This is a genomic window from Gaetbulibacter sp. S0825, from assembly GCF_011777505.1.
In the GTDB taxonomy this organism is placed as follows: Bacteria; Bacteroidota; Bacteroidia; order Flavobacteriales; family Flavobacteriaceae; genus Pontimicrobium.
In genome coordinates, this window is the sequence record NZ_JAATJT010000001.1 from 641,468 (window position 1) to 662,464 (window position 20,997).

General features: G+C 33.0%; 16 protein-coding genes and 1 tRNA gene. 10 read left to right on the forward strand and 7 right to left on the reverse strand.

Going from position 1 to position 20,997, the window contains the following annotated elements:
- Window positions 1–665 precede the first annotated feature (665 nt).
- The 3 genes from rnr to HB672_RS03040 all read left to right on the forward strand — a co-directional run bounded on the left by rnr (window position 666) and on the right by HB672_RS03040 (window position 4,346).
- Complete coding sequence (gene rnr, locus HB672_RS03030) at window positions 666–2,858, forward strand: ribonuclease R (RefSeq protein ID WP_167607494.1); 2,193 nt, start codon at window positions 666–668, stop codon at window positions 2,856–2,858.
- Window positions 2,859–2,924: 66 nt separating this feature from the next.
- Window positions 2,925–3,599, forward strand: a complete 675-nt coding sequence (locus HB672_RS03035; RefSeq protein ID WP_167607497.1) for a head GIN domain-containing protein — start codon at window positions 2,925–2,927, stop codon at window positions 3,597–3,599.
- Window positions 3,600–3,677: 78 nt separating this feature from the next.
- Window positions 3,678–4,346: a LysE family transporter gene (locus HB672_RS03040; protein ID WP_167607500.1), complete on the forward strand. Its 669-nt coding sequence runs from the start codon at window positions 3,678–3,680 to the stop codon at window positions 4,344–4,346.
- A gap of 34 nt (window positions 4,347–4,380) precedes the next feature.
- Here HB672_RS03040 and HB672_RS03045 read toward each other — a convergent pair.
- Both HB672_RS03045 and folB read right to left on the reverse strand, forming a co-directional pair.
- Window positions 4,381–4,451, reverse strand: a tRNA-Cys gene (locus HB672_RS03045).
- 49 nt (window positions 4,452–4,500) lie between these two features.
- Entirely contained in the window at window positions 4,501–4,863 is a 363-nt protein-coding gene (folB, locus tag HB672_RS03050; protein ID WP_167607503.1) for a dihydroneopterin aldolase, read from the reverse strand.
- A gap of 64 nt (window positions 4,864–4,927) precedes the next feature.
- Between folB and HB672_RS03055 the strand changes: the two genes are divergently transcribed.
- Entirely contained in the window at window positions 4,928–6,937 is a 2,010-nt protein-coding gene (locus HB672_RS03055) for a glutamine--tRNA ligase/YqeY domain fusion protein (protein WP_167607507.1), read from the forward strand.
- Between the two features lie 76 nt (window positions 6,938–7,013).
- Here HB672_RS03055 and HB672_RS03060 read toward each other — a convergent pair whose 3' ends face one another.
- Entirely contained in the window at window positions 7,014–7,940 is a 927-nt protein-coding gene (locus tag HB672_RS03060) for an SPFH domain-containing protein (protein ID WP_167607510.1), read from the reverse strand.
- 77 nt (window positions 7,941–8,017) lie between these two features.
- Here HB672_RS03060 and HB672_RS03065 point away from each other — a divergent pair, with 77 nt between their 5' ends.
- The gene (locus HB672_RS03065; protein ID WP_167607515.1) at window positions 8,018–8,689 is read left to right on the forward strand and encodes a hypothetical protein; all 672 of its coding nucleotides are present in this window, start codon (window positions 8,018–8,020) and stop codon (window positions 8,687–8,689) included.
- Between the two features lie 50 nt (window positions 8,690–8,739).
- On the opposite strand, the gene gltX is transcribed toward HB672_RS03065, so the two are convergent.
- Both gltX and HB672_RS03075 read right to left on the reverse strand, forming a co-directional pair.
- Window positions 8,740–10,278: a glutamate--tRNA ligase gene (gltX, locus tag HB672_RS03070; protein ID WP_167607518.1), complete on the reverse strand. Its 1,539-nt coding sequence runs from the start codon at window positions 10,276–10,278 to the stop codon at window positions 8,740–8,742.
- A gap of 52 nt (window positions 10,279–10,330) precedes the next feature.
- Window positions 10,331–11,374: an alkane 1-monooxygenase gene (locus HB672_RS03075; protein ID WP_167607521.1), complete on the reverse strand. Its 1,044-nt coding sequence runs from the start codon at window positions 11,372–11,374 to the stop codon at window positions 10,331–10,333.
- A 125-nt stretch (window positions 11,375–11,499) separates the two neighbouring features.
- Between HB672_RS03075 and HB672_RS03080 the strand changes: the two genes are divergently transcribed.
- From HB672_RS03080 to HB672_RS03100, 5 genes are all read left to right on the forward strand, one after another.
- Window positions 11,500–14,847: a DUF4175 family protein gene (locus tag HB672_RS03080; RefSeq protein WP_167607523.1), complete on the forward strand. Its 3,348-nt coding sequence runs from the start codon at window positions 11,500–11,502 to the stop codon at window positions 14,845–14,847.
- Window positions 14,840–15,250 (forward strand): rRNA maturation RNase YbeY, encoded by a 411-nt coding sequence (gene ybeY / locus HB672_RS03085; RefSeq protein ID WP_167607534.1) that lies wholly within the window; start codon window positions 14,840–14,842, stop codon window positions 15,248–15,250. The genes HB672_RS03080 and ybeY overlap by 8 nt, the downstream gene beginning before the upstream one ends.
- Before the next feature lie 62 nt (window positions 15,251–15,312).
- The gene (gene mnmG, locus HB672_RS03090) at window positions 15,313–17,190 is read left to right on the forward strand and encodes a tRNA uridine-5-carboxymethylaminomethyl(34) synthesis enzyme MnmG (protein ID WP_167607539.1); all 1,878 of its coding nucleotides are present in this window, start codon (window positions 15,313–15,315) and stop codon (window positions 17,188–17,190) included.
- A 34-nt stretch (window positions 17,191–17,224) separates the two neighbouring features.
- Window positions 17,225–18,076, forward strand: coding sequence for a class I SAM-dependent methyltransferase (locus HB672_RS03095; RefSeq protein ID WP_167607544.1), 852 nt, complete (start codon window positions 17,225–17,227; stop codon window positions 18,074–18,076).
- Window positions 18,077–18,303: 227 nt separating this feature from the next.
- On the forward strand, window positions 18,304–18,819 hold the full coding sequence (locus HB672_RS03100; RefSeq protein WP_167607549.1) for an OmpH family outer membrane protein: 516 nt from the start codon (window positions 18,304–18,306) through the stop codon (window positions 18,817–18,819).
- Window positions 18,820–18,866: 47 nt separating this feature from the next.
- Here HB672_RS03100 and HB672_RS03105 read toward each other — a convergent pair whose 3' ends face one another.
- Both HB672_RS03105 and HB672_RS03110 read right to left on the reverse strand, forming a co-directional pair.
- A complete protein-coding gene (locus HB672_RS03105) occupies window positions 18,867–19,793 on the reverse strand; it encodes a diacylglycerol kinase family protein (protein ID WP_167607552.1) in 927 nt (308 codons plus the stop codon).
- A gap of 1 nt (window position 19,794) precedes the next feature.
- A complete protein-coding gene (locus HB672_RS03110) occupies window positions 19,795–20,949 on the reverse strand; it encodes a DNA polymerase III subunit delta' (protein ID WP_167607555.1) in 1,155 nt (384 codons plus the stop codon).
- Window positions 20,950–20,997: the final 48 nt, after the last annotated feature.

The window sequence follows — 20,997 nt, forward strand, 5'->3', positions numbered from 1 at the left end:
TTTTTGACACAATAATAAGACGATGTTTAATTAAAAAAGATGCATTTTAATTGTATTTCATCTTGGTTATAAAATTACAAAATATAAACATGGGCTTTTTAAAGTTGTTAGTTACTTTTTAAATAATTGTTAATATCTCATCATTACTTCTAATAACTAATATTTTATTATTTCAATTTTTTTTACAAGTAGAAATCTGTTTTTAAAATCCAAATTTAATTGTTGTTAGAAGTTGCATTTTTGTTAACTAATAAAATGTGGTTACGAACAAAAAAAGCTTAAATATTTATGAGTTTTAAGTTGTTTATATCTATAATATGTAGTTGTTAACTAAACTATTTAAATTATTAATTATAAAGGGTTTACTATACTAACAACTTGTTAATTACATTTAAATAAAGAGAAGATAACTTAACATCAAAGAAATAATTAAAAAAGTTATTGTAGTAGTTAACAAGCAATAATAATCACCATTTTTATTTTAAATTTTAAAAAAGAAATAGTTATTATATTATTAAATGTGAATAAGTCAATTTTTAAAATAATCTATTTAAATTTTAAATGTTAGCTTTGCATAAACTTAATACACCTTCTTCACTTAAATATTAAGTTTAAAAATTAATAGATTCCTTAACTTCAAGGAATAGAATATGATAAAAAAATAAATGACAAGAAAGAAAAGAAAAAAGAATTCTAAACAAATACATAACCTTACAGATAGTATCCACACAATTCTTAAAGTAGATAGAAATAAATCTTTTAATTACAAACAAATAGCTGCTAAGCTTGGTGTAAACGATGCTAGTAGTAGAAATCAAATTATTAAAACTTTACATCGCTTAAAAGCGAAAGATGAAATAGAAGAAGTTGATCGTGGAAAATTTAAAGCTATCGTTTCATCTGAATATCATACAGGTATTTTTGACGCCTCAGCAAGAGGATCAGGTTATGTAATATGTGAAGATTTTGAAGACGATATTTTTATCGCTTCAAATAATGTAAATAAAGCACTTCATGGCGATGAAGTAGAATTATATGTTTATAAACGCAGAAAAAGAGGAAAACTTGAAGGAGAAATCACACAAATAATTTCCAGACATAAAACCGAGTATGTTGGTGTAATACAAAAACATAAAAATTATGCGTTTGTGGTACCAGATAGTAATAAAATGTATGTCGATGTATTTGTACCACTTAATAAAACACTCAATGCCGAAGATGGTGATAAAGTACTTGTGAAACTTGTAGATTGGCCAGAAAAACAAGATTCGCCAACAGGAAAAGTGATTAAAGTACTTGGTAAACCAGGAGAACATAACACCGAAATTCATTCTATTTTAACAGAGTATGGATTACCTTATGAGTTCCCTCATGAAGTAGAAGACTATGCTAATAAACTAGACACATCCATTCAAGAAGATGAAATAAAAAAGCGTCGTGATATGCGTGATGTGTTGACTTTTACTATAGATCCTAAAGACGCAAAAGATTTTGACGATGCTTTATCGTTTCAAGTACTAAAAAATGGTAATTACGAAGTAGGAATTCATATTGCAGATGTATCACATTATGTAAAAGAAGGAACTATTTTAGATGATGAAGCTTACGAACGTGCTACTAGTGTGTATTTAGTAGATAGAGTAGTGCCAATGCTTCCTGAAGTATTATCGAATAATGCATGTTCATTAAGACCTAACGAAGAAAAATATACCTTTTCTGCAGTGTTTGAGATGAACAATAAGGCAGAAATAAAAAACCAATGGTTTGGACGTACAGTAACATATAGTGATGCTCGCTTTGCTTACGAAGAAGCGCAAAGTATTATTGAGACCAAAACTAATGAAATACCTAAAGAAATTTCATTAACAGGAAAAGCTTATAAAACCGATCAAGCTATTGCTGACGCTACTTTAAAGTTAGACGAACTTGCTAAAATCATGCGCAAAAAGCGAATGGGTGATGGTGCAATATCGTTTGATAAAGTAGAGGTGAAGTTTAACTTAGATGAAACCAACAACCCAGTTGGTGTATTTTTTAAGACTAGTAAGGATGCTAATAAATTGATTGAGGAATTTATGTTATTAGCTAATAAAAAAGTAGCAGAATTTATAGGTAAACAATCACCTAAAAAAACATTTATTTATCGTGTCCACGACGAACCAAATGATGAAAAACTTGCTGCTTTACAAAACATTGTTGGTCGTTTTGGTTACAAATTAAATTTTAAAGATAGAAAGACTACAACAGCTTCTTTAAATAATTTATTAAAAGAAGTAAATGGAAAAAAAGAACAAAATTTAGTAGATACACTTGCTATTAGAAGTATGAGTAAAGCTGAGTACACAACACATAATATTGGTCATTATGGTTTAGCGTTCGATTATTACAGTCATTTCACATCGCCTATTCGACGTTACCCAGATGTTATGGCTCATAGATTATTACAGCATTATTTAGATAAAGGAAAATCTGCAAGCGAAGAAGTGTATGAAGAAAAATGTCAACACTCCTCTAACATGGAATATCTCGCTACTAAAGCAGAGAGGGATTCTATAAAATACATGCAAATTAAATTTATGCAAGACCATCAAGACCAAGAGTTTGTTGGAGTAATTTCAGGTGTGACTGATTGGGGTATTTATGTAGAAATAATAGAAAATAAGTGCGAAGGTATGGTAAGAATTAGAGATATTAAAGATGATTATTACCAATTTGATCAGGATGAATACGCATTAATTGGTCAAGCTACCAAAAACATGTATCAATTAGGTGATGAGGTTGTTGTTAAAGTAAAGCAAGCCGATTTAGTAAAAAAACACCTTGATTTTTCTTTAATTGGAAAAAGAGAAGATGTTTAATATAATAAATACTAAATGGTATAGTTATTGATTTAGAACCCTCAAAACAAACAAAACACAATCAAAATGAAAAATATCTTAGTAACAATTGCATTTTTAATCACAACAATCACTTTTTCTCAAAGCGAGATAACAAAAAACATTGGTGAATTTTCCGAACTAAAAGTTTACGATTTAATAGAGGTAGAGCTTATTAAATCAAACAAAAATGAAGCTGTCATCACTGGTAGAAATAAAAATGATGTGGTGATTTTAAATAAAAATGGGAAGCTTAAAATTAGAATGAATCTAGAAGAAAGCTTTGATGGTGATAACACCAATGTAAAATTATATTACACAAGTATTGATATTATTGATGCAAACGAAGGTGCAAAAATAAGGTCTAACGATAAAATTAAACAATACGAAATAGAGTTAAGAGCTCAAGAGGGAGGTGAAATTAATCTAGAATTAAAAGTAACTACAGCAGATATTAAATCTGTAACAGGAGGGGTTATACAAACTTCAGGAAAAGCGCAAAGCCAAGATATTTCTATTAGTACTGGAGGTGTTTACAAAGGCAAGGATTTAAAGACTGAATCTACTGAAATTGCGATTAGAGCTGGAGGAGAAGCGGATGTTAATGCAACAGATATATTAGATATTAAAATTAGAGCTGGAGGCGATGTATTTGTTTATGGAGACCCTAAAACAGTAAATAAAAGTAAAGCCTTAGGAGGAAGAATTAAGCACATGGATTAATTTCCTTAGCATCTTTTATTATATTTGTTACAACTTCAAAATGCTGAATATTTATTCGGCATTTTTATTACAAATTACATGATAGAAGACATACAAGCAGCCATTCCTTTAGGTTTTTTCTTAGCCTTTATGATAGGTCCTGTTTTTTTTGTTCTTATTGAAACCAGTGCTACAAAAGGATTTCGCGCAGCAGTAGCGTTTGATATTGGTGTTATTGTTGCTGATGTTTTCTTTATATGTTTAGCGTATTTTAGTAGTTTTCAATTGTTGGAAAACTTAAGTAATCAACCAGGTTTGTTTGTTTTTGGTGGGATGATTATTACAGTTTATGGTATAATTATCTTTCTTAAAAAACCAAAACGTTCCACTAACGAAGCCAGTGAATTGGTCTTTACAAAAACAAATTATTTAGGATTATTTATTAAAGGTTTTTTGCTAAACTTCATAAATATTGGTGTTCTAGTATTTTGGTTAGGTATAATTATTATCACTGGACCAAGTCTTGAAAATGACTTTAACAGGTTTGCAACTTTCTTTGGCACTATGATATTAGCCTATTTTGTTACAGATTTGTTTAAAATATTACTAGCAAAGCAACTAAAGAAAAAGCTTACTCCGGAGCGCATTTTAAAAGTAAAAAAGCTTTTAGGCCTTATTCTAGTTATATGTGGCTTAGTACTTATTGTAAAAGGGTTTTTACCGAAAGATCAGCTAAATCCTCAGAATTTAATAGAAGATATTGGGTAATAAAAAACCCTCAAGTTTCCTTGAAGGTTTTTTGAGGCGTCTAGCGGATTCGAACCGCTGTACAAGGTTTTGCAGACCTCTGCCTAGCCACTCGGCCAAGACGCCTTATAGGACAGCAAATGTAAAAAAAATAAAGTTTTCACACTATTAACACTTACTTTTTTCGTTTTTCGGCCATTTTAATCGTTACCATTTCAACGTCTCCACCAATGGGCGGATTTAATTTACTTACACAGACAGTGGCTTTGTTCACTAAAGCATCTTCATTAAATATGCGTGATAAAATGCGTTTTGCAACGGTTTCAAGTAAATGAGAAGGTTTTTTCATTTCCTCTCTTATAATACGATTTAAAAACACATAGTCAACGGTATCACTCAATTTATCAGTTTTAGCTGATGTTTGTAAATCTGCTTCTACCTCTAAATCTACACGATAATCACTACCTATTTTAGTTTCTTCTGCCAAACACCCATGATGTGCAAAAACCCTAATATTTTCAACTTTAATAATTCCCAAAACAAAATATTTTCAGCAAATATATTACACTAATATTTAATAACTTTGTCTTTTATTTTTAAAGATGTCTGAAGAAACCAAATCACTCAATTTTATTGAGCACATTATAGAAGAAGATTTAAAAAACGGAATGCCTAAAAATCATTTACGTTTTCGTTTTCCACCAGAGCCAAATGGCTATTTGCATATTGGTCATACAAAAGCTATTGGCATTAGTTTTGGCTTAGGTGAAAAGTATAATGCACCTGTAAATCTTCGTTTTGATGATACCAATCCAACCAAAGAAGAGCAAGAATACGTTGATGCCATTAAGCGCGATATAGCTTGGTTAGGATATAAATGGGAAAATGAACTATATTCATCGGACTATTTTCAACAGCTGTATGATTGGGCGGTTCGAATGATTAAAGATGGGAAAGCTTATGTCGACTCACAATCAAGCGAAGCGATGGCAGAACAAAAAGGAACACCAACCCAAGTTGGAACTAATAGTCCGTATAGAAATAGAAGCGTAGAAGAAAACCTAGATTTATTTGAGCGCATGAAAAACGGAGAGTTTCCTGCTGGAACACACGTACTTCGTGCTAAAATAGACATGGAAGACCCAAACATGTTGATGCGTGATCCAATAATGTATAGAGTAATGCACGCTCATCACCACAGAACAGGAAACGATTGGTGTATTTACCCAATGTACGACTGGACACATGGCGAGAGCGATTATATTGAGCAAATATCACACTCGCTATGCTCATTAGAATTTAAACCCCATAGAAAACTTTACGATTGGTTTAAAGAGCAAGTATATGACTATAGTTCAGAAAAATATCCACTTATCCCAAAACAACGAGAATTTGCTAGATTAAATCTTAGCTACACCATTATGAGTAAGCGAAAGCTGCTTAAATTGGTAGAAGATGGTGTGGTATCGGGTTGGGACGACCCACGAATGCCAACTATTTCTGGCCTACGACGACGAGGCTATACACCAAATTCTATTAGGAAATTTATAGAAAAAGTTGGTGTGGCTAAACGCGAAAACGTGATTGATGTATCACTGTTGGAGTTTTGTATTCGTGAAGATTTAAACAAAACTGCACCTCGTGTGATGGCTGTTCTAGACCCTGTTAAAGTAACAATTACAAACTATCCAGAAGGAAAAGAAGAATGGTTGGAAGCTGAAAATAATCCAGAAGATGAAGGCGCAGGAACTCGAAAAGTACCTTTTTCGAGGGAAATTTATATCGAAAAAGAGGATTTTAAGGAAGAAGCAGGAAATAAATTTTTTAGGCTAAAACTTGGAGGTGAAGTACGTTTAAAAAACGCATACATCATCAAAGCAGAAAATGTTATAAAAGATGCCGAAGGTGATATTACAGAAATACATTGTACATATTCTGAAGACACATCTAAAAAAGTAAAAGGTACTTTGCATTGGGTGTCTATAAAACATGCTATAAAAGCCGAGGTTAGAGAATACGACAGATTATTTATGGATGAATCTCCAGATAGCCATCCAAACAAGGATTTTATGGAGTTTATCAATCCAAATTCTTTAAAAACCATTAATGCTTTTGTTGAACCAAGTTTAGCTAACGTTAAGATTGGAGAACGATTCCAATTTCAGCGTTTAGGGTATTTTAATGTAGATGATGACTCAAAACCTGATGCATTAGTGTTTAATAAAACGGTAGGTTTACGTGATTCTTGGGCTAAGCAGAAACCAAAGCAAAATAACACTCAAAATCAACCTAAACCTCAACAACCCCAACAACAACGCAAGGCGATAAATGTGATTCAGCAATTAGGTAAGAAATACACCAATCTTCCTGAAGAAAAGCAATTAAAAGCGAAAGCTGAGATACAAGCATTGGCGAAAAATGTTGCTTATGATGAGCTCGAGCCATTATTTGGAACTGCTGTTAAAAAAGCAGGAACTCGCATTGCTATCATGATAGTGCTAAAGGAGATGCTTAAAGAGGGCTTAGAAAAAAACGATGCCATTAAGGAGTTTGTAGAAAAAGCGTTAGAAGATAGGAATGAGTTATTGGTGGCTGAAGCCAAAGCTATTTAATAGAAAATTTAGAGTAATAAAAAACCTCGAAGCGATAGCATCGAGGTTTTGTTTTTTAGCTTAAAAAGAATATTAATTACTTTTCCTTTTTATCGTTTTTATTTTTCATTGCCTCACCAATTTGGTTACTAGCAGTAAAACTAGCGACCATATCATTTAGCATATTACTTCCTGCTTGAGGTGAGTTGGGTAACAAGATTAAGTTGCTGTTTGTTTCACCACCAATAGCTTGTAAGGTGTCATAATGTTGTGTCACCACAATTAATGCAGATGCTTCTTGAGAGTTAATCCCAACCTTGTTAAGCACTTCAACAGATTCTTCCAAACCACGAGCAATTTCACGACGTTGGTCTGCAATACCCTGACCTTGTAAACGCTTACTTTCAGCTTCAGCCTTCGCTTTCTCAACTATAAGAATACGAGCAGCATCACCCTCAAACTGTGCTGCTATTTTTTCACGCTCTGATGCATTAATTCTGTTCATTGCCGCTTTTACTTGTGCATCAGGGTCTATATCAGTAACTAGTGTTTTAATAATATCAAAACCATAATCAGACATAGCATCGTTCAATTCCGCTTTTACAGCCAAAGCGATATCATCTTTTTTAACAAATACGTCATCAAGCTTCATTTTAGGCACTTCAGCACGAACCACATCAAACACATAGCTTGTAATTTGGTCGTGAGGATAATCTAGCTTATAAAATGCATCGTACACTTTATCGCGTATTACTTTGTACTGTACAGAAACTTTTAAGCGCACAAACACATCATCTAAAGTTTTCGTTTCTATAATTACATCTAGTTGTTGAATTTTTAAACTTAGTTTTCCAGCAATTCGATCAACTAAAGGGATTTTTAATTGCAATCCAGAATGGCGTATACTTTGAAATTTACCAAAACGCTCAATAACAGCAGCAGTTTGCTGTTTGACAATAAAAAATGCAGAAATTAAAATTATTAGTCCAAAAAAGACAATAGGTATAAAAACAAACTGTTCCATAACAAGAATATTAAATGGTTAGAAAATAAATGAATACTAAATTAAGTTATATTTGTTTCCGAACGATTAAAAATCCTATGAAAAACAAACAACTTACCTTATTAGTAGTACTAAGTGTGCTTTTTGTTACAATTACACAAGCACAGCATAAAAGTTTCAATATTAAAAATGGATTTGGTATAGGTGGAGGTATTAGTCTGTTTGATATTAAAACAGATAATTTTACTACAACTAGAGGAAATGGTTTTGTTGTTGCTCTTGCCGCAACAGTTGATATTCCAAACCGATGGTATAATGTAAGTTATGGTATGCAAATTTCTGAAAGTACCTTAGAAATTTCTGGCAGAATGACTGATGATGTTGCTGGTAACGAGCAAATAGAATATAAACTAACGGCAGCTCAATTAGGTTTTTTCTTCCATACAAAAGTTATAGGAAATAATTTCACAATTGATGCTGGGCCTCAATTACAATATAATGGCGATTTAGAATTAAAAAATAGCCAACAGGAAGGATATTATATTAATGGTTACGATGACTTAGCAGCACCAGATATTACAGAAATATCTAGATTTAATATCAATGGAGTGTTTGGAGCTACTGCTGGTTTTGGATCGTTAAGGCTAAAAGCACAGTACATCTATGGGTTTTTGAATATGTTTGATAAACTTAACGATAACCTTAACCAAAATGCGACTTTTAAAGGCAACCCAGAAACAATAATGCTTACCGCAATATTTACATTTTAATAAATAAGATAAAGCCTATTTTACCTTTACTATTTATAGTAAAATGGATATTAATTAATCTGTGCGATAGCTAATTCTATTCTTCTTACAGCAGCATCTCGACCAATTAAAAACATGATTTGAAACAGATCTGGACCTTTGAGATCTCCTACTAGCGCTAATCGAAGTGGTTGCATAACTTTTCCAAATCCAATGCCTTTTTTGGTAATCCACTCTTTAATTTCTGTTTGAAGATTTTCTGCAGATGCCACTTCAATATTATTTATTACAGAAACCAATTCCTTCATGATAGAATCAGTATCATCTTTCCATGCTTTTTTTGCTGATTTTTCAACATAAGATTTTGGTGCCTCAAAAAAGAAACTACTTAACTCCCAAAAGTCACTAATAAAAGTAGCTCGTTCTTTAACCAATCCAACAACCATTGATATATAGTTTACATCTATGGATGCAAGTTCAGGTCGTGATGCTTTAAATTCCATCGCTAATTCATCATTATCGTAATTCTGCATATAATGATGATTAAACCACTTAATTTTCTCTGGATCAAAACGCGCTCCAGATTTATGGACACGCTCTAAATCAAAAGCATTAATGAGTTCATTTAAACTAAAAATTTCTTGTTCAGTTCCGGGGTTCCATCCTAAAAAGGCTAAAAAATTCACCATAGCCTCTGGAAAGTAACCATCTTCCTTATAGCCTCTTGAAATCTCTCCAGATTTAGGGTCTTTCCATTCTAAAGGAAACACTGGGAATCCAAGTTTATCCCCATCACGTTTACTTAATTTTCCTTTTCCAGTTGGTTTTAAAATCAATGGTAAATGTGCAAATTCAGGCATTTCATCTTGCCAACCAAGTGCTTGATACAAACTAATATGTAAGGGCAAAGAGGGTAACCATTCTTCACCACGAATTACGTGTGTAATTTTCATTAAATAATCATCAACAATATTTGCTAAATGATAGGTTGGCATCCCGTCAGATTTGAATAATATTTTGTCATCAAGAAGTTCAAGCCTAAAAGATTGAGTGCCTCTTATTAAGTCACGAGTTGTTATTGATCCTTGTGAACCTTGGGTTTTTGGGTCTAACATTTTAAATCGAATCACGTAATCATCACCATTAGAAATTCTACTATTTGTTTCCTCTTCTGAAAGAGAAAGAGAGTTTTTAAAGCGTTTTCTATTACTTAAATTATATATAAAAGTTTCTCCTCTAGCCTCTGATTCAGTTCTGTATTCTGTTAATTCCTCAGTGGTATCAAATGCATAATAAGCACGTCCGCTTTTAACCAATTGATCCGCATATTGCTTGTACAATTGCTTACGTTCACTTTGTCTGTAAGGGCCAAATTTTTCATTTCTCCCTGGACCTTCATCAAATGGGATTCCACACCAATTAAAAGATTCCACAATGTAATCTTCAGCACCTTCAACATATCTGTTTTGGTCTGTATCCTCAATACGTAACACAAAAGTTCCGTTGTATTTTTTTGCGAACAAGTAATTAAAAAGAGCGGTTCTTACACCACCAATATGTAAAGGCCCTGTTGGGCTTGGTGCAAAACGCACACGAACATTTTTACTCATGAATCTTGTTTAAGATTACAAAGATAAAACGATAATTATTAAAAGAAAGATTCTAGATAGAAATCATTTCTCGTGGTACTCGCTTATTCATTATGGCGAACCACAAAGGCGGAAATAAGGCTAAAACCATAGATGTTGGATAGCCATAAGGTAACTGCGGGCTGTTTTCATGACATTCTAAAACCTGATATTTTTTTGAAGACCTAAAATGGTGATCGCTATGTCGTGTGAGTTCATAGAGCAAGATTCTACCAATGACATGGTTGGAATTCCACGAATGTATTTCTTTAACGCGCTCGTAGCGACCAGACTCTTTTTTCTTCCTCAACAAGCCATAATGCTCAATATAGTTAACAGTTTCCAAGAGCAAAAACCCAACAAATGCAGCTATAACAGCAAATAATAAAGCTGTTTTTCCAAAAACAAAAAACACTACGATCAAGTATATGGCTTGAAGAATCGAATACCAAAGCATATCATTTCGAAATGAAAAAAAAGAAAGGTTATAATTACTCAGTAATCGCTTTTGAATTTTCCATGCACTAAAGTATTGTCTAATAGTTGATGTTAACCAAAAGGAATATACAGTTTGTTTGAATCTTGCGGTTGCAGGATCTTCCTTGGTCGCTGCATGCAAATGATGTCCAAAATTGTGTTCTATATAAAAATGCATATACAGTGATGGTAGGAGTAAGGCTTTACCAATAAAGCGTTCTTTTGAGGCTTGTCTGTGACCAAGTTCGTGAGCCACATTAATACCGTTTCCACCCAAAACAATACCAACCGACAGTACCAATCCAACAAATTCATAGGATTCAAAACCATAACTTGACACTTCTAACAATGCCCAAACTAGTAACCCATAAACAATAGGTAGGTTTAAATAGAGCAACCAATCAAAAAGTGGATTAATGGCTCTAGACGACACTTCTTCATTAGAAAAATTACTATTTTCTTCTTTAAGAATTAGCTCTAAAATTGGTATAAGGACAAAAATATAGATAGGTGTTAAAAACAACCAAAATCCTTTAAAATATAACCCAATAATGACGCTTAAAGGAACAGATAAGGCTGATAGGTATTTTAAATCTCTCATTATTACTACAAAAAACCGATTGATAACGTCGGTTGTCGACTTTAACAGAATGTTATAAATAAATTATAACACAAGTTAACAATAAAATTGTAGATTTATTAGTTGAAACTATTAAAAACAGGCTATTGAGCAACTTTAATAACATACAAAACAAGCTTGAAGCGTTTATTAAAAAGTATTACACCAACGAACTTATAAAAGGAACTATTTTATTTTTCGCAATTGGGTTACTCTATTTTTTAATAACGTTGTCAATTGAATATGCGTTATGGTTAAGCCCAATAGGAAGAACGGTATTGTTTTGGGTGTTTGTAATTGTTGAGTTAGCCTTGTTTATTAGGTTTATTTTAAAACCAATTTCTAAGTTGTTTAAATTTCAAAAAGGGATTGACTATTTAGATGCTTCTAAAATTATTGGGAATCATTTCCCAGAAGTTAACGATAAGTTAGTCAATGTGCTTCAATTAAAGGAAAACTCAAAAGAGTCGGAGCTTTTATTGGCAAGTATTGAGCAAAAGGCGATAGAGTTGAATCCAATTCCTTTTAAACTAGCCATCAATTTTAAAAGTAATGTTAAGTATTTAAAGTATGCAGCAATTCCGTTGTTAATTATTTTATTGTCCTTTATATCAGGGAAATATGATTGGTTTAGTGATAGTTATGAGCGCGTAATAAATTATAAAACAGCTTATGAACCACCAGCACCTTTTCAATTTTTTGTAGTAAATGATAGTCTAAAAGCATTAGAAAACGATGATTTCACTCTTGTTGTTCAAACCGAAGGCGAAGTTATTCCTGATAATGTTCAAATAAGTTACAATAACGAAACGTATTACTTAAAGCAGATTAACCCTGGAGTGTTTGAATACATATTTGCACAACCCAAAGAAGCTATAAATTTTCATTTACTAGCCAATGAGGTTGTGTCCAGAGACTATAATTTAGAAGTGATTAATACACCAATACTTTTAAGCTTCGATTTGGTACTTGATTATCCAACGTACACCAAAAAACAAGACGAAATTCTTAAAAGTAATGGGAATGCTATAGTACCTCAGGGCACAAAGGTTATCTGGAATTTAAAAACAAAATCAACAGAAAATGTGGTTTTAAGCACACCAGATTCATTAGTAAAGTTTAATGGTGAAAATGATGTATTCCAGCTATCGAAACGCTTATACAAATCACTAGATTATAGCCTTCATACAAGCAATAAGAGCTTAAAGGACTATGAAAGTTTGGCCTTTTCAATTAATGTAATTAGAGATCAATACCCAGAGCTTAATGTAAAAATGGAACAAGACTCTACTGATAGTCAAACACTTTATTTTTATGGACAAGTAAGTGACGATTATGGTTTGAGTAAGCTACAGTTAGTGTATTATCCAAGTAATTCTGAAGACGATAAAAAAACAGAAAAGCTAACGGTATCAAGCTCTAATTTTGATGAATTTGTTAGTGTATTCCCTAATCAATTAAACCTAGAAGAAGGTGTTAGCTACGACCTATATTTTGAGGTGTTTGATAATGATGCTATAAGCAACTACAAGAGCACCAAGAGTAATGCATTTTCATATAGAAAGCTTACCAAAGATGAAGTTGAGCAAGAACAGCTAAAAGAACAAAGTGAAACCATTGATGATTTAAATAACTCACTTGAGAAGCTAGAAGAACAAGATGAAGAATTAAAAGAGTTTTCTAAAACTCAAAAAGAAAAGTCCGAACTTAATTTCAACGATAAAAAGAAACTAGAAAACTTTCTTAAACGACAGAAGGAGCAAGATGAGTTGATGAAAAATTTTAATAAACAACTCAAAGAAAATCTTCAGGAATTTCAAGAAGACAAGGAAGACCCATTTAAAGAAAGCTTGAAACAACGTTTAGAAGAAAACCAAGAGCAACTTAAAAAGGACGAAGAATTGCTTAAAGAGCTAGAAAAACTTTCCGAGAAAATTCAGAAAGAAGAATTGTCGCAAAAGCTTGAAGAACTCGCAAAACAGAATAAAAACAAAAAAAGAAGCCTTCAACAGTTATTAGAACTTACAAAACGATACTATGTGACCATGAAATCTGAAAAGATTCGTGTAGAGTTAGAGGAATTAGCAAAAGAGCAGGAGAAATTATCTGAAGAGTCAGAAGAAAATAACACTAAGGAAAAGCAAAACGAGTTAAACAAGAAGTTTGAAGACATTCAAAAAGAGCTTGAAGATTTGCGTAAAGAAAATGATAAATTAAGAGAACCTCTAGATGTGCCAAATGATAAAAAGAAAGAAGAGGACATTAAGAAGGAGCAGCAGGAAGCAAGTGAAAACTTAGAAAAAAAAGAAGAAAGCCAAGACCAGCAAAATAAAGAACAACAGCAAAACAACGCTAAGAAAAGCCAAAAAAAAGCAGCTCAAAAAATGAAACAAATGAGCGAGCAAATGCAGCAGTCCATGATGAGTGGAGGCGCCGAACAAATGTCTGAAGACATTGATATGTTACGACAGGTTTTGGATAATTTAGTGTTGTATTCGTTTGATCAAGAAAATGTCATGGATAAGTTTAAATCCATTCAAGTCAATCATAACGAGTATGCTAAATATTTGATTAAACAACAAAGCTTAAGAGAACATTTTGAGCATATAGATGATAGTCTGTTTGCGTTATCCTTACGTCAGCCGACGTTATCTGAAAGCATCAATAAAGAAATCACCGAAGTTTTTTTTAATATAGACAAATCACTAGAACAACTTGCAGAAAACAGATTGTACCAAGGTGTTGCAGCGCAGCAATATGCTGTAACTTCAGCTAATAGTTTAGCAAGCCTGCTAAGCGACATTCTTGATAATATGGAAAACCAAATGAATCCCTCTCCAGGACAAGGACAAGGTGGCGATATGCAGTTACCAGATATTATTATGAGTCAAGAGGAGCTTAATAAGCAAATGGAAGAAGGCTTAAAAAAGAGCGAAGAAGGCCAAAAGAAAGAAGGCGAAAAAGGCAAAGAAGGACAAGAAGGAGAGCAAAAGGAAGGTGAAGGTGAGCAACAAGGTGAAGGTGAGGGCGGAAATAGTGAAGAGTTAAATGGTGAATTGTTTCGAATTTACCAACAACAACAACAATTGCGTCAAGCACTAGAAGATAAGTTAGGAAAAGAAGGAAAAAAAGGCGCAGGAGGTAACTTATTACGTGAAATGGAGTCTATAGAAAATGATTTACTTAATAGAGGATTCACTAATCGAACACTTCAGCGCATGATGAATTTGCAGCATCAACTTTTAAAATTGGAGAACGCGACCTTTCAACAAGGGGAGGATAATAAACGTAAATCTAAAACCAACCAACAACAGTTTAACAACCTTACAAACACACAGCTACAAAACGCAAAACAATATTTCAATACTACCGAGATATTAAATAGGCAAGCCTTACCTTTGCAGCAAGTTTATAAAAAGAAAGTGCAAGAGTATTTTAAAAAAACGAATGATTAGCTTTAATTTCGAAACAGAATTCAATTTACATAATAGTGAAGCATTAGGTGAGTGGATTAGCGAAACTATCCAATCCGAAGGTTGTGAAGAGGGGGATATTAACTATGTCTTTTGTGATGACGAATACCTTCACAAACTAAACGTAGAGTTTTTAAAACACGATACTTTAACTGACATTATAAGCTTTGATTATTCGGTAGGAAAAGAGCTACATGGGGATATTTTCATTTCAATTGAAAGAGTTGAAGAAAACGCACAAGAACTTGGTGTTATTTTCCATACCGAAATTCATCGTGTAATGATTCATGGCATTCTTCATTACTGTGGTTATAAAGACAAAGAGGAAAAGGATAAAATGCAGATGCGTCAAAAAGAAGATTTCTATCTATCGAAGCTTACATAATTCTTAATGTTTGATGTATATTTGCAAACTTTAATTTTACAATTGTTTCACGTGGAACACTTATGAGTTTATTTTTGGATACATACGATGTTATAGTGGTTGGTGGAGGTCACGCAGGCAGTGAAGCTGCTGCTGCTGCCGCCAATATGGGTAGTAAGACCCTGTTAATTACTATGAACCTTCAAAACATTGCGCAAATGTCTTGCAATCCTGCAATGGGCGGAATTGCCAAAGGGCAAATTGTACGTGAAATTGATGCGCTTGGTGGTTACAGTGGTATTGTTAGTGATACGTCAGCTATACAATTTAAAATGCTTAATAAATCTAAAGGGCCTGCTATGTGGAGCCCAAGAGTACAAAGTGACCGTATGCGATTTGCTGAAGATTGGAGATTGATGTTGGAGCAAACACCAAACCTTGATTTTTACCAAGAGATGGTTTCTGGGTTAATAGTAAATAAAGCAAAGGTCGTAGGCGTAAAAACGTCGTTAGGAATTGAAGTGAAAACAAAATCAGTTGTGCTAACTAATGGTACTTTTTTAAATGGATTAATACATATAGGTGATAAAAGTTTTGGTGGCGGAAGAGCTGGTGAAAGAGCTGCAACAGGAATTACCGAACAGTTAGTAGATTTAGGTTTTGATTCAGGTAGAATGAAAACAGGCACACCACCTCGAGTAGATGGACGCTCATTAGATTTTTCTAAAATGATTGAACAGCCTGGTGACCAAAATCCTGAAAAGTTTTCTTATTTAGATATAACTAAGCCATTAAAGGAGCAACGCTCTTGCCATATGACCTATACAAGTCCTGAGGTGCATGATTTGCTTCGTGAAGGTTTTAATCGCTCTCCAATGTTTAATGGAAGAATTAAAAGTTTAGGACCGCGTTATTGCCCATCAATTGAAGATAAAATAAATCGCTTTGCCGACAAAGACAGGCACCAGTTATTTGTAGAACCAGAAGGTTGGAATACGGTTGAATATTATGTTAATGGATTTTCCACATCGCTACCTGAAGATGTTCAGTTTAAAGCATTACGCTCGGTGGTAGGTTTTGAAAATGTAAAATTCTTTAGACCAGGGTATGCAATTGAGTACGATTATTTTCCACCAACACAACTTAAGCACACTTTAGAAACTAAGTTAGTCGAAGGCTTATATTTTGCAGGTCAAATTAATGGTACAACAGGATATGAAGAGGCAGCATCTCAAGGGTTAATGGCAGGTATAAATGCGAGTTTAAAAGTTCAAGAAAAAGAACCTTTCACGCTTAAAAGAGATGAGGCGTATATTGGTGTGTTGGTTGATGATTTAATCACTAAAGGGACAGAAGAGCCTTATAGAATGTTTACGTCACGGGCAGAATATAGAACACTGTTAAGACAAGATAATGCAGATTTAAGACTAACACCTAAAGGTTTCGAACTCGGAATTGCTTCAGAAAAACGCATGAAACGGATGCAAGAAAAGCATGCACAAGCAGAAAATTTCGTTCAGTTTTTTAGAGATACAAGTGTCACTCCAGAGGAAGCCAACCCTGTATTAGAAGCTAAAGATTCAGCTCCAGTAAAGCAGCAGGATAAAATGTTTAAATTGTTTACTAGACCAAACATTACCATTGATGATGTGAGGAAATTCGACGCTGTAGAATCCTATATTCAAGAGAATAATTTAGACGCAGAAGTTATAGAGCAAACAGAAATTCAAGTAAAATATTCAGGATATATTGCGAAGGAAAAGAACAACGCAGATAAGTTAAATAGGTTAGAGCACGTTAAAATTCCAGACAATTTTGACTATTCACAAATTAAATCTATGAGTATGGAAGCTCGCGAAAAGCTTAAAAACATTCAGCCAACATCTATTGCACAAGCTTCAAGAATCAGTGGTGTTTCACCTAATGATATTTCTGTATTATTGGTTTATATGGGACGATAATGATTATATGTTCCACGTGGAACGTCAATATTAAATGAAAGAAATCAAACCCTTTTTAGAAGTAAAAGACCATTCCGTTTCTGGAGAAACGTTTCAATTAATAGTAAATGAAACGTATGGTTTTCTAGAAACTTCGCCACAACCTACAAAAGATCAACTATCTGAATATTACAAAACCGAAGATTATATTTCTCATACTGACTCTAAGAGAAACCTGTTTGAAAAAGCTTATCATTTAGTTCGTAACATTTCGCTTAAGCGTAAAATAACGCTCATAAATTCTTTTAATTCTGAAGAAAAAAAGCTTTTAGATATTGGCTGTGGTACAGGAGATTTTTTAAAAGCGGCTCAAGATAACAATTGGTATGTTTCTGGAATAGAACCAAACCATTCGGCTAGAGATATTGCAAATAAAAAAACGAATAATTCTGTTTTTAATACCGAGAAAATTCAACAGTTTAAAGAGCGTAGTTTTGATGTAATTACACTTTGGCATGTATTAGAGCATTTGCCAAATTTAGAAGAGCAAATAATAACGCTAACGAAATTATTAAAAGCAAATGGAACTTTAATAATTGCTGTTCCAAATTTTAATTGTTTCGACGCAAACTATTATAAAGATTTTTGGGCAGCTTACGATGTTCCCAGACACCTTTGGCACTTCAATCAAAAATCAATTGCAAGTCTTTTTGAAAGGAAAAACATGACCGTTGTAAAAACACTTCCGATGAAATTCGATGCGTATTATGTGAGCTTACTTTCTGAAAAATATAAAACAGGATTCATGAATCCATTAAAAGCTTTTTGGATTGGATTTCGTTCTAATTTAAAAGCTAGACGCTCCAATGAACACTCTTCAATTATATATATCATCAAGAACAAGTAGTTTTTATTTAAAATGCTTTTGTTGGGATATCTAAAGCCGCTTCACACAAACACCTTTAAATTTTATTTAAAGCTCTTAAAACGCTTAATTTAAAGCTATTTTTAATAAATAAATTATATCGAAACGCTGTTTTATAATAGATTTCTCTTATCTATTAGATTAACTATATTTTTGGTAATACCTAAACTTTACTTTTATATTTTTGCGGAATTGTAAAACATATTAAAATGAAAAAATTACTAAGTATTATTATTATAGTTTTGAGCGTAGCTTCTTGTCAGGAATCTCAAAAAATCGGATTTGTAGATAATTCGGTTTTAATAAACGACTACCAAGAGAAAAAAGATATTGAAGCAAACTTAAAAGGTAAAATTGAAGTGTATGAAAAGAGAAGAGATAGTTTAAGTCAAGCATTTCAATTAGATGTAAAAGCAGCAGAAGTAAAAGCTAGAAGTATGTCGCAAGCAAACCTTCAAAAACTGCAACAAGAATTTCAACAGAAAGAACAAATTATTTCTCAACAGCTACAGTTTGAACAGCAGCAAATTGCTCAAGAAAGTCAGTCAAAAAACGATTCACTTATTAAAAAGGTAAGAGATTTTGTTAAGGATTATGGAAAAACAAATGGCTACAGTTTTATACTTGGAAGCAATGAAGCAGGAAGTGTAATGTACGGAACCGAAGAAGTAGATTTAACACAAACGATATTAGATGCGTTAAATGAAGCTTATAAAAAGAAATAGATAAATCATTAAAAATAGTGGAAGCCAAACAGAAATGTTTGGCTTTTTTATTTGGTATAAAAAGAAAACGCTTTGGGGATAACACTTGCTTTAATATCTCCTGTTCCAATTAGCTCACCATCAGCTTGAACGAAAGGAATATTCAATTTGTCTTTACACCTAACAGTAATCGTATTTGTCTTGAGTGTTTCAACTTTTTTAAGTTTCACGATGCTTCCATTAAAAAGTTTCACCAAATTTTTAAGGATATCTAACTTGCTGAAGTTTTTTGCAATACTTATATCGAACAAGCCATCCGTAGGTTTTGTGTATTCTGTTAGCTGCATACCTCCACCAGAATACTTACAAAGCCCAATTAAAACCATCAAACTTTTTGTTTTAATTTTTTGTGAATTAGCATCAACTTCCACATCAAAATTTTTAAACGAAAACAATCCAGAAATTGCCCCAATGAGGTAGGCTAAAGCACCAAAATTTTTATAGCTTCCCACTTTGCTTACCACAGAGCCATCAAATCCAATACCTGCCAAATTATTAAAAAATACTGGAGGTTTTTGGGAGTCTAAAAACTCAATTTTACCCACATCTTGACAAATAATTTTACCACTTTTAATAATGCTAATAGCATCTTCAATATTTCTGGGAATATTATAGGTTTTTACCCAATCATTTCCAGTTCCAATAGGAATAATGCCAACATTTATACTTGAAGTGGCAACTGTAGTTTGAGACATAACACCATTAACCGTATTATGAATGGTGCCATCACCACCAATACAAATAATATCACTAAACCCTTGATTTACAGCAAATTGTACTAATTTAATGTTATGTGCCCCACTGCTTGTAAAATAAAATTCAAACTGAAACCCTTCGCGATTAAGCCGATGTTCTATTTTAGGCCATAGCGTTTTAGCTTTTCCGTTTCCAGAAGTTGGATTAATTATAACGAACCATTTTTTGGAGTTAAACACTTTAAGCAGATTTCTTATGAAGCAATCGCGTTAATTTGATTGACAAATCGGTTAGTATTATTTTAGAATTACCATTACGCTCTATATGATAAATTGCATCTTGTAATTCGTTGCTAATATCCATAATGTTGTTTCCATGAACAAAAGGCGCAAAATTTTCGAGTTTAAAACCTTCTGATTTAGGTTCCATAAACACCAAATCGGTAGCTTGGTAATTAAACAATAAAGCTTGCCTAAAAAAATCTAAGCAAAAATGCAGAAATTGCTTTTGGGTTTCTCGTCCTGTTTTGGCAATTTCTTCGCTCCAAGACATTAAATCATGAATAGCTGTTTTATTTCCTTTAGCTTTAAAAGCACTGCGAATCCAAAATATAAACCATTTTTCAAACTGAATGTCCTCGCTGTCATGATACATCAAGTCACACGCTTTATTAAAATTACCATTAGCTTGATGTGCGATTTTATTAGCAACCGCTTCATCGATATTGTATTTTTTAATGAGAGCAGTTTTAATATCATTTTCTGCTAAAGGCGGGAAATGCAAAATTTGGCAACGAGACTTTATGGTAGAAATAATCTGTTCTTCATCTTCTGCAATTAGAACAAAAACAGTTTTACTGGGTGGTTCTTCTATTAACTTTAGCAACTTATTCGCACAGGCAATATTCATTTTTTCAGCCATCCAGATGAGCATCACTTTATGACCACCTTCGTAGGCTTTTAAGGTAAGTGACTTTACAATATCATGAGCTTCATCTACACCAATTTGTCCTTGCTTATTATCGATACCCAATTGTTTATACCAATCAAATAAATTACAATAAGGCTGTTCCTTTAATAATTTGCGCCAATCCTCAAGAAATAGTTTTGAAACGGGATGTTTTTTAACCATATCGTTAGTTGCAACAGGGAACGCAAAGTGCAAATCAGGATGAGATATATTGTTGAATTTTAAATTACAGGCATCGTTACCAGAGGTGTTTTCACCACCCTTATTTTGGCACAAAATATATTGTGCATAAGCTATTGCCATTGGTAATGCTCCAGCCCCTTCCTTTCCTACAAATAATTGAGCATGCGGAATACGTCCATTATCCACACTATGTGTAAGGTGTTTTTTTAGATGTTCCTGTCCAATAATTTCACTAAAAAGCATAGCACAAATATAACTTATGTTTTTAATATTTGAAGTGTTATGCTATAT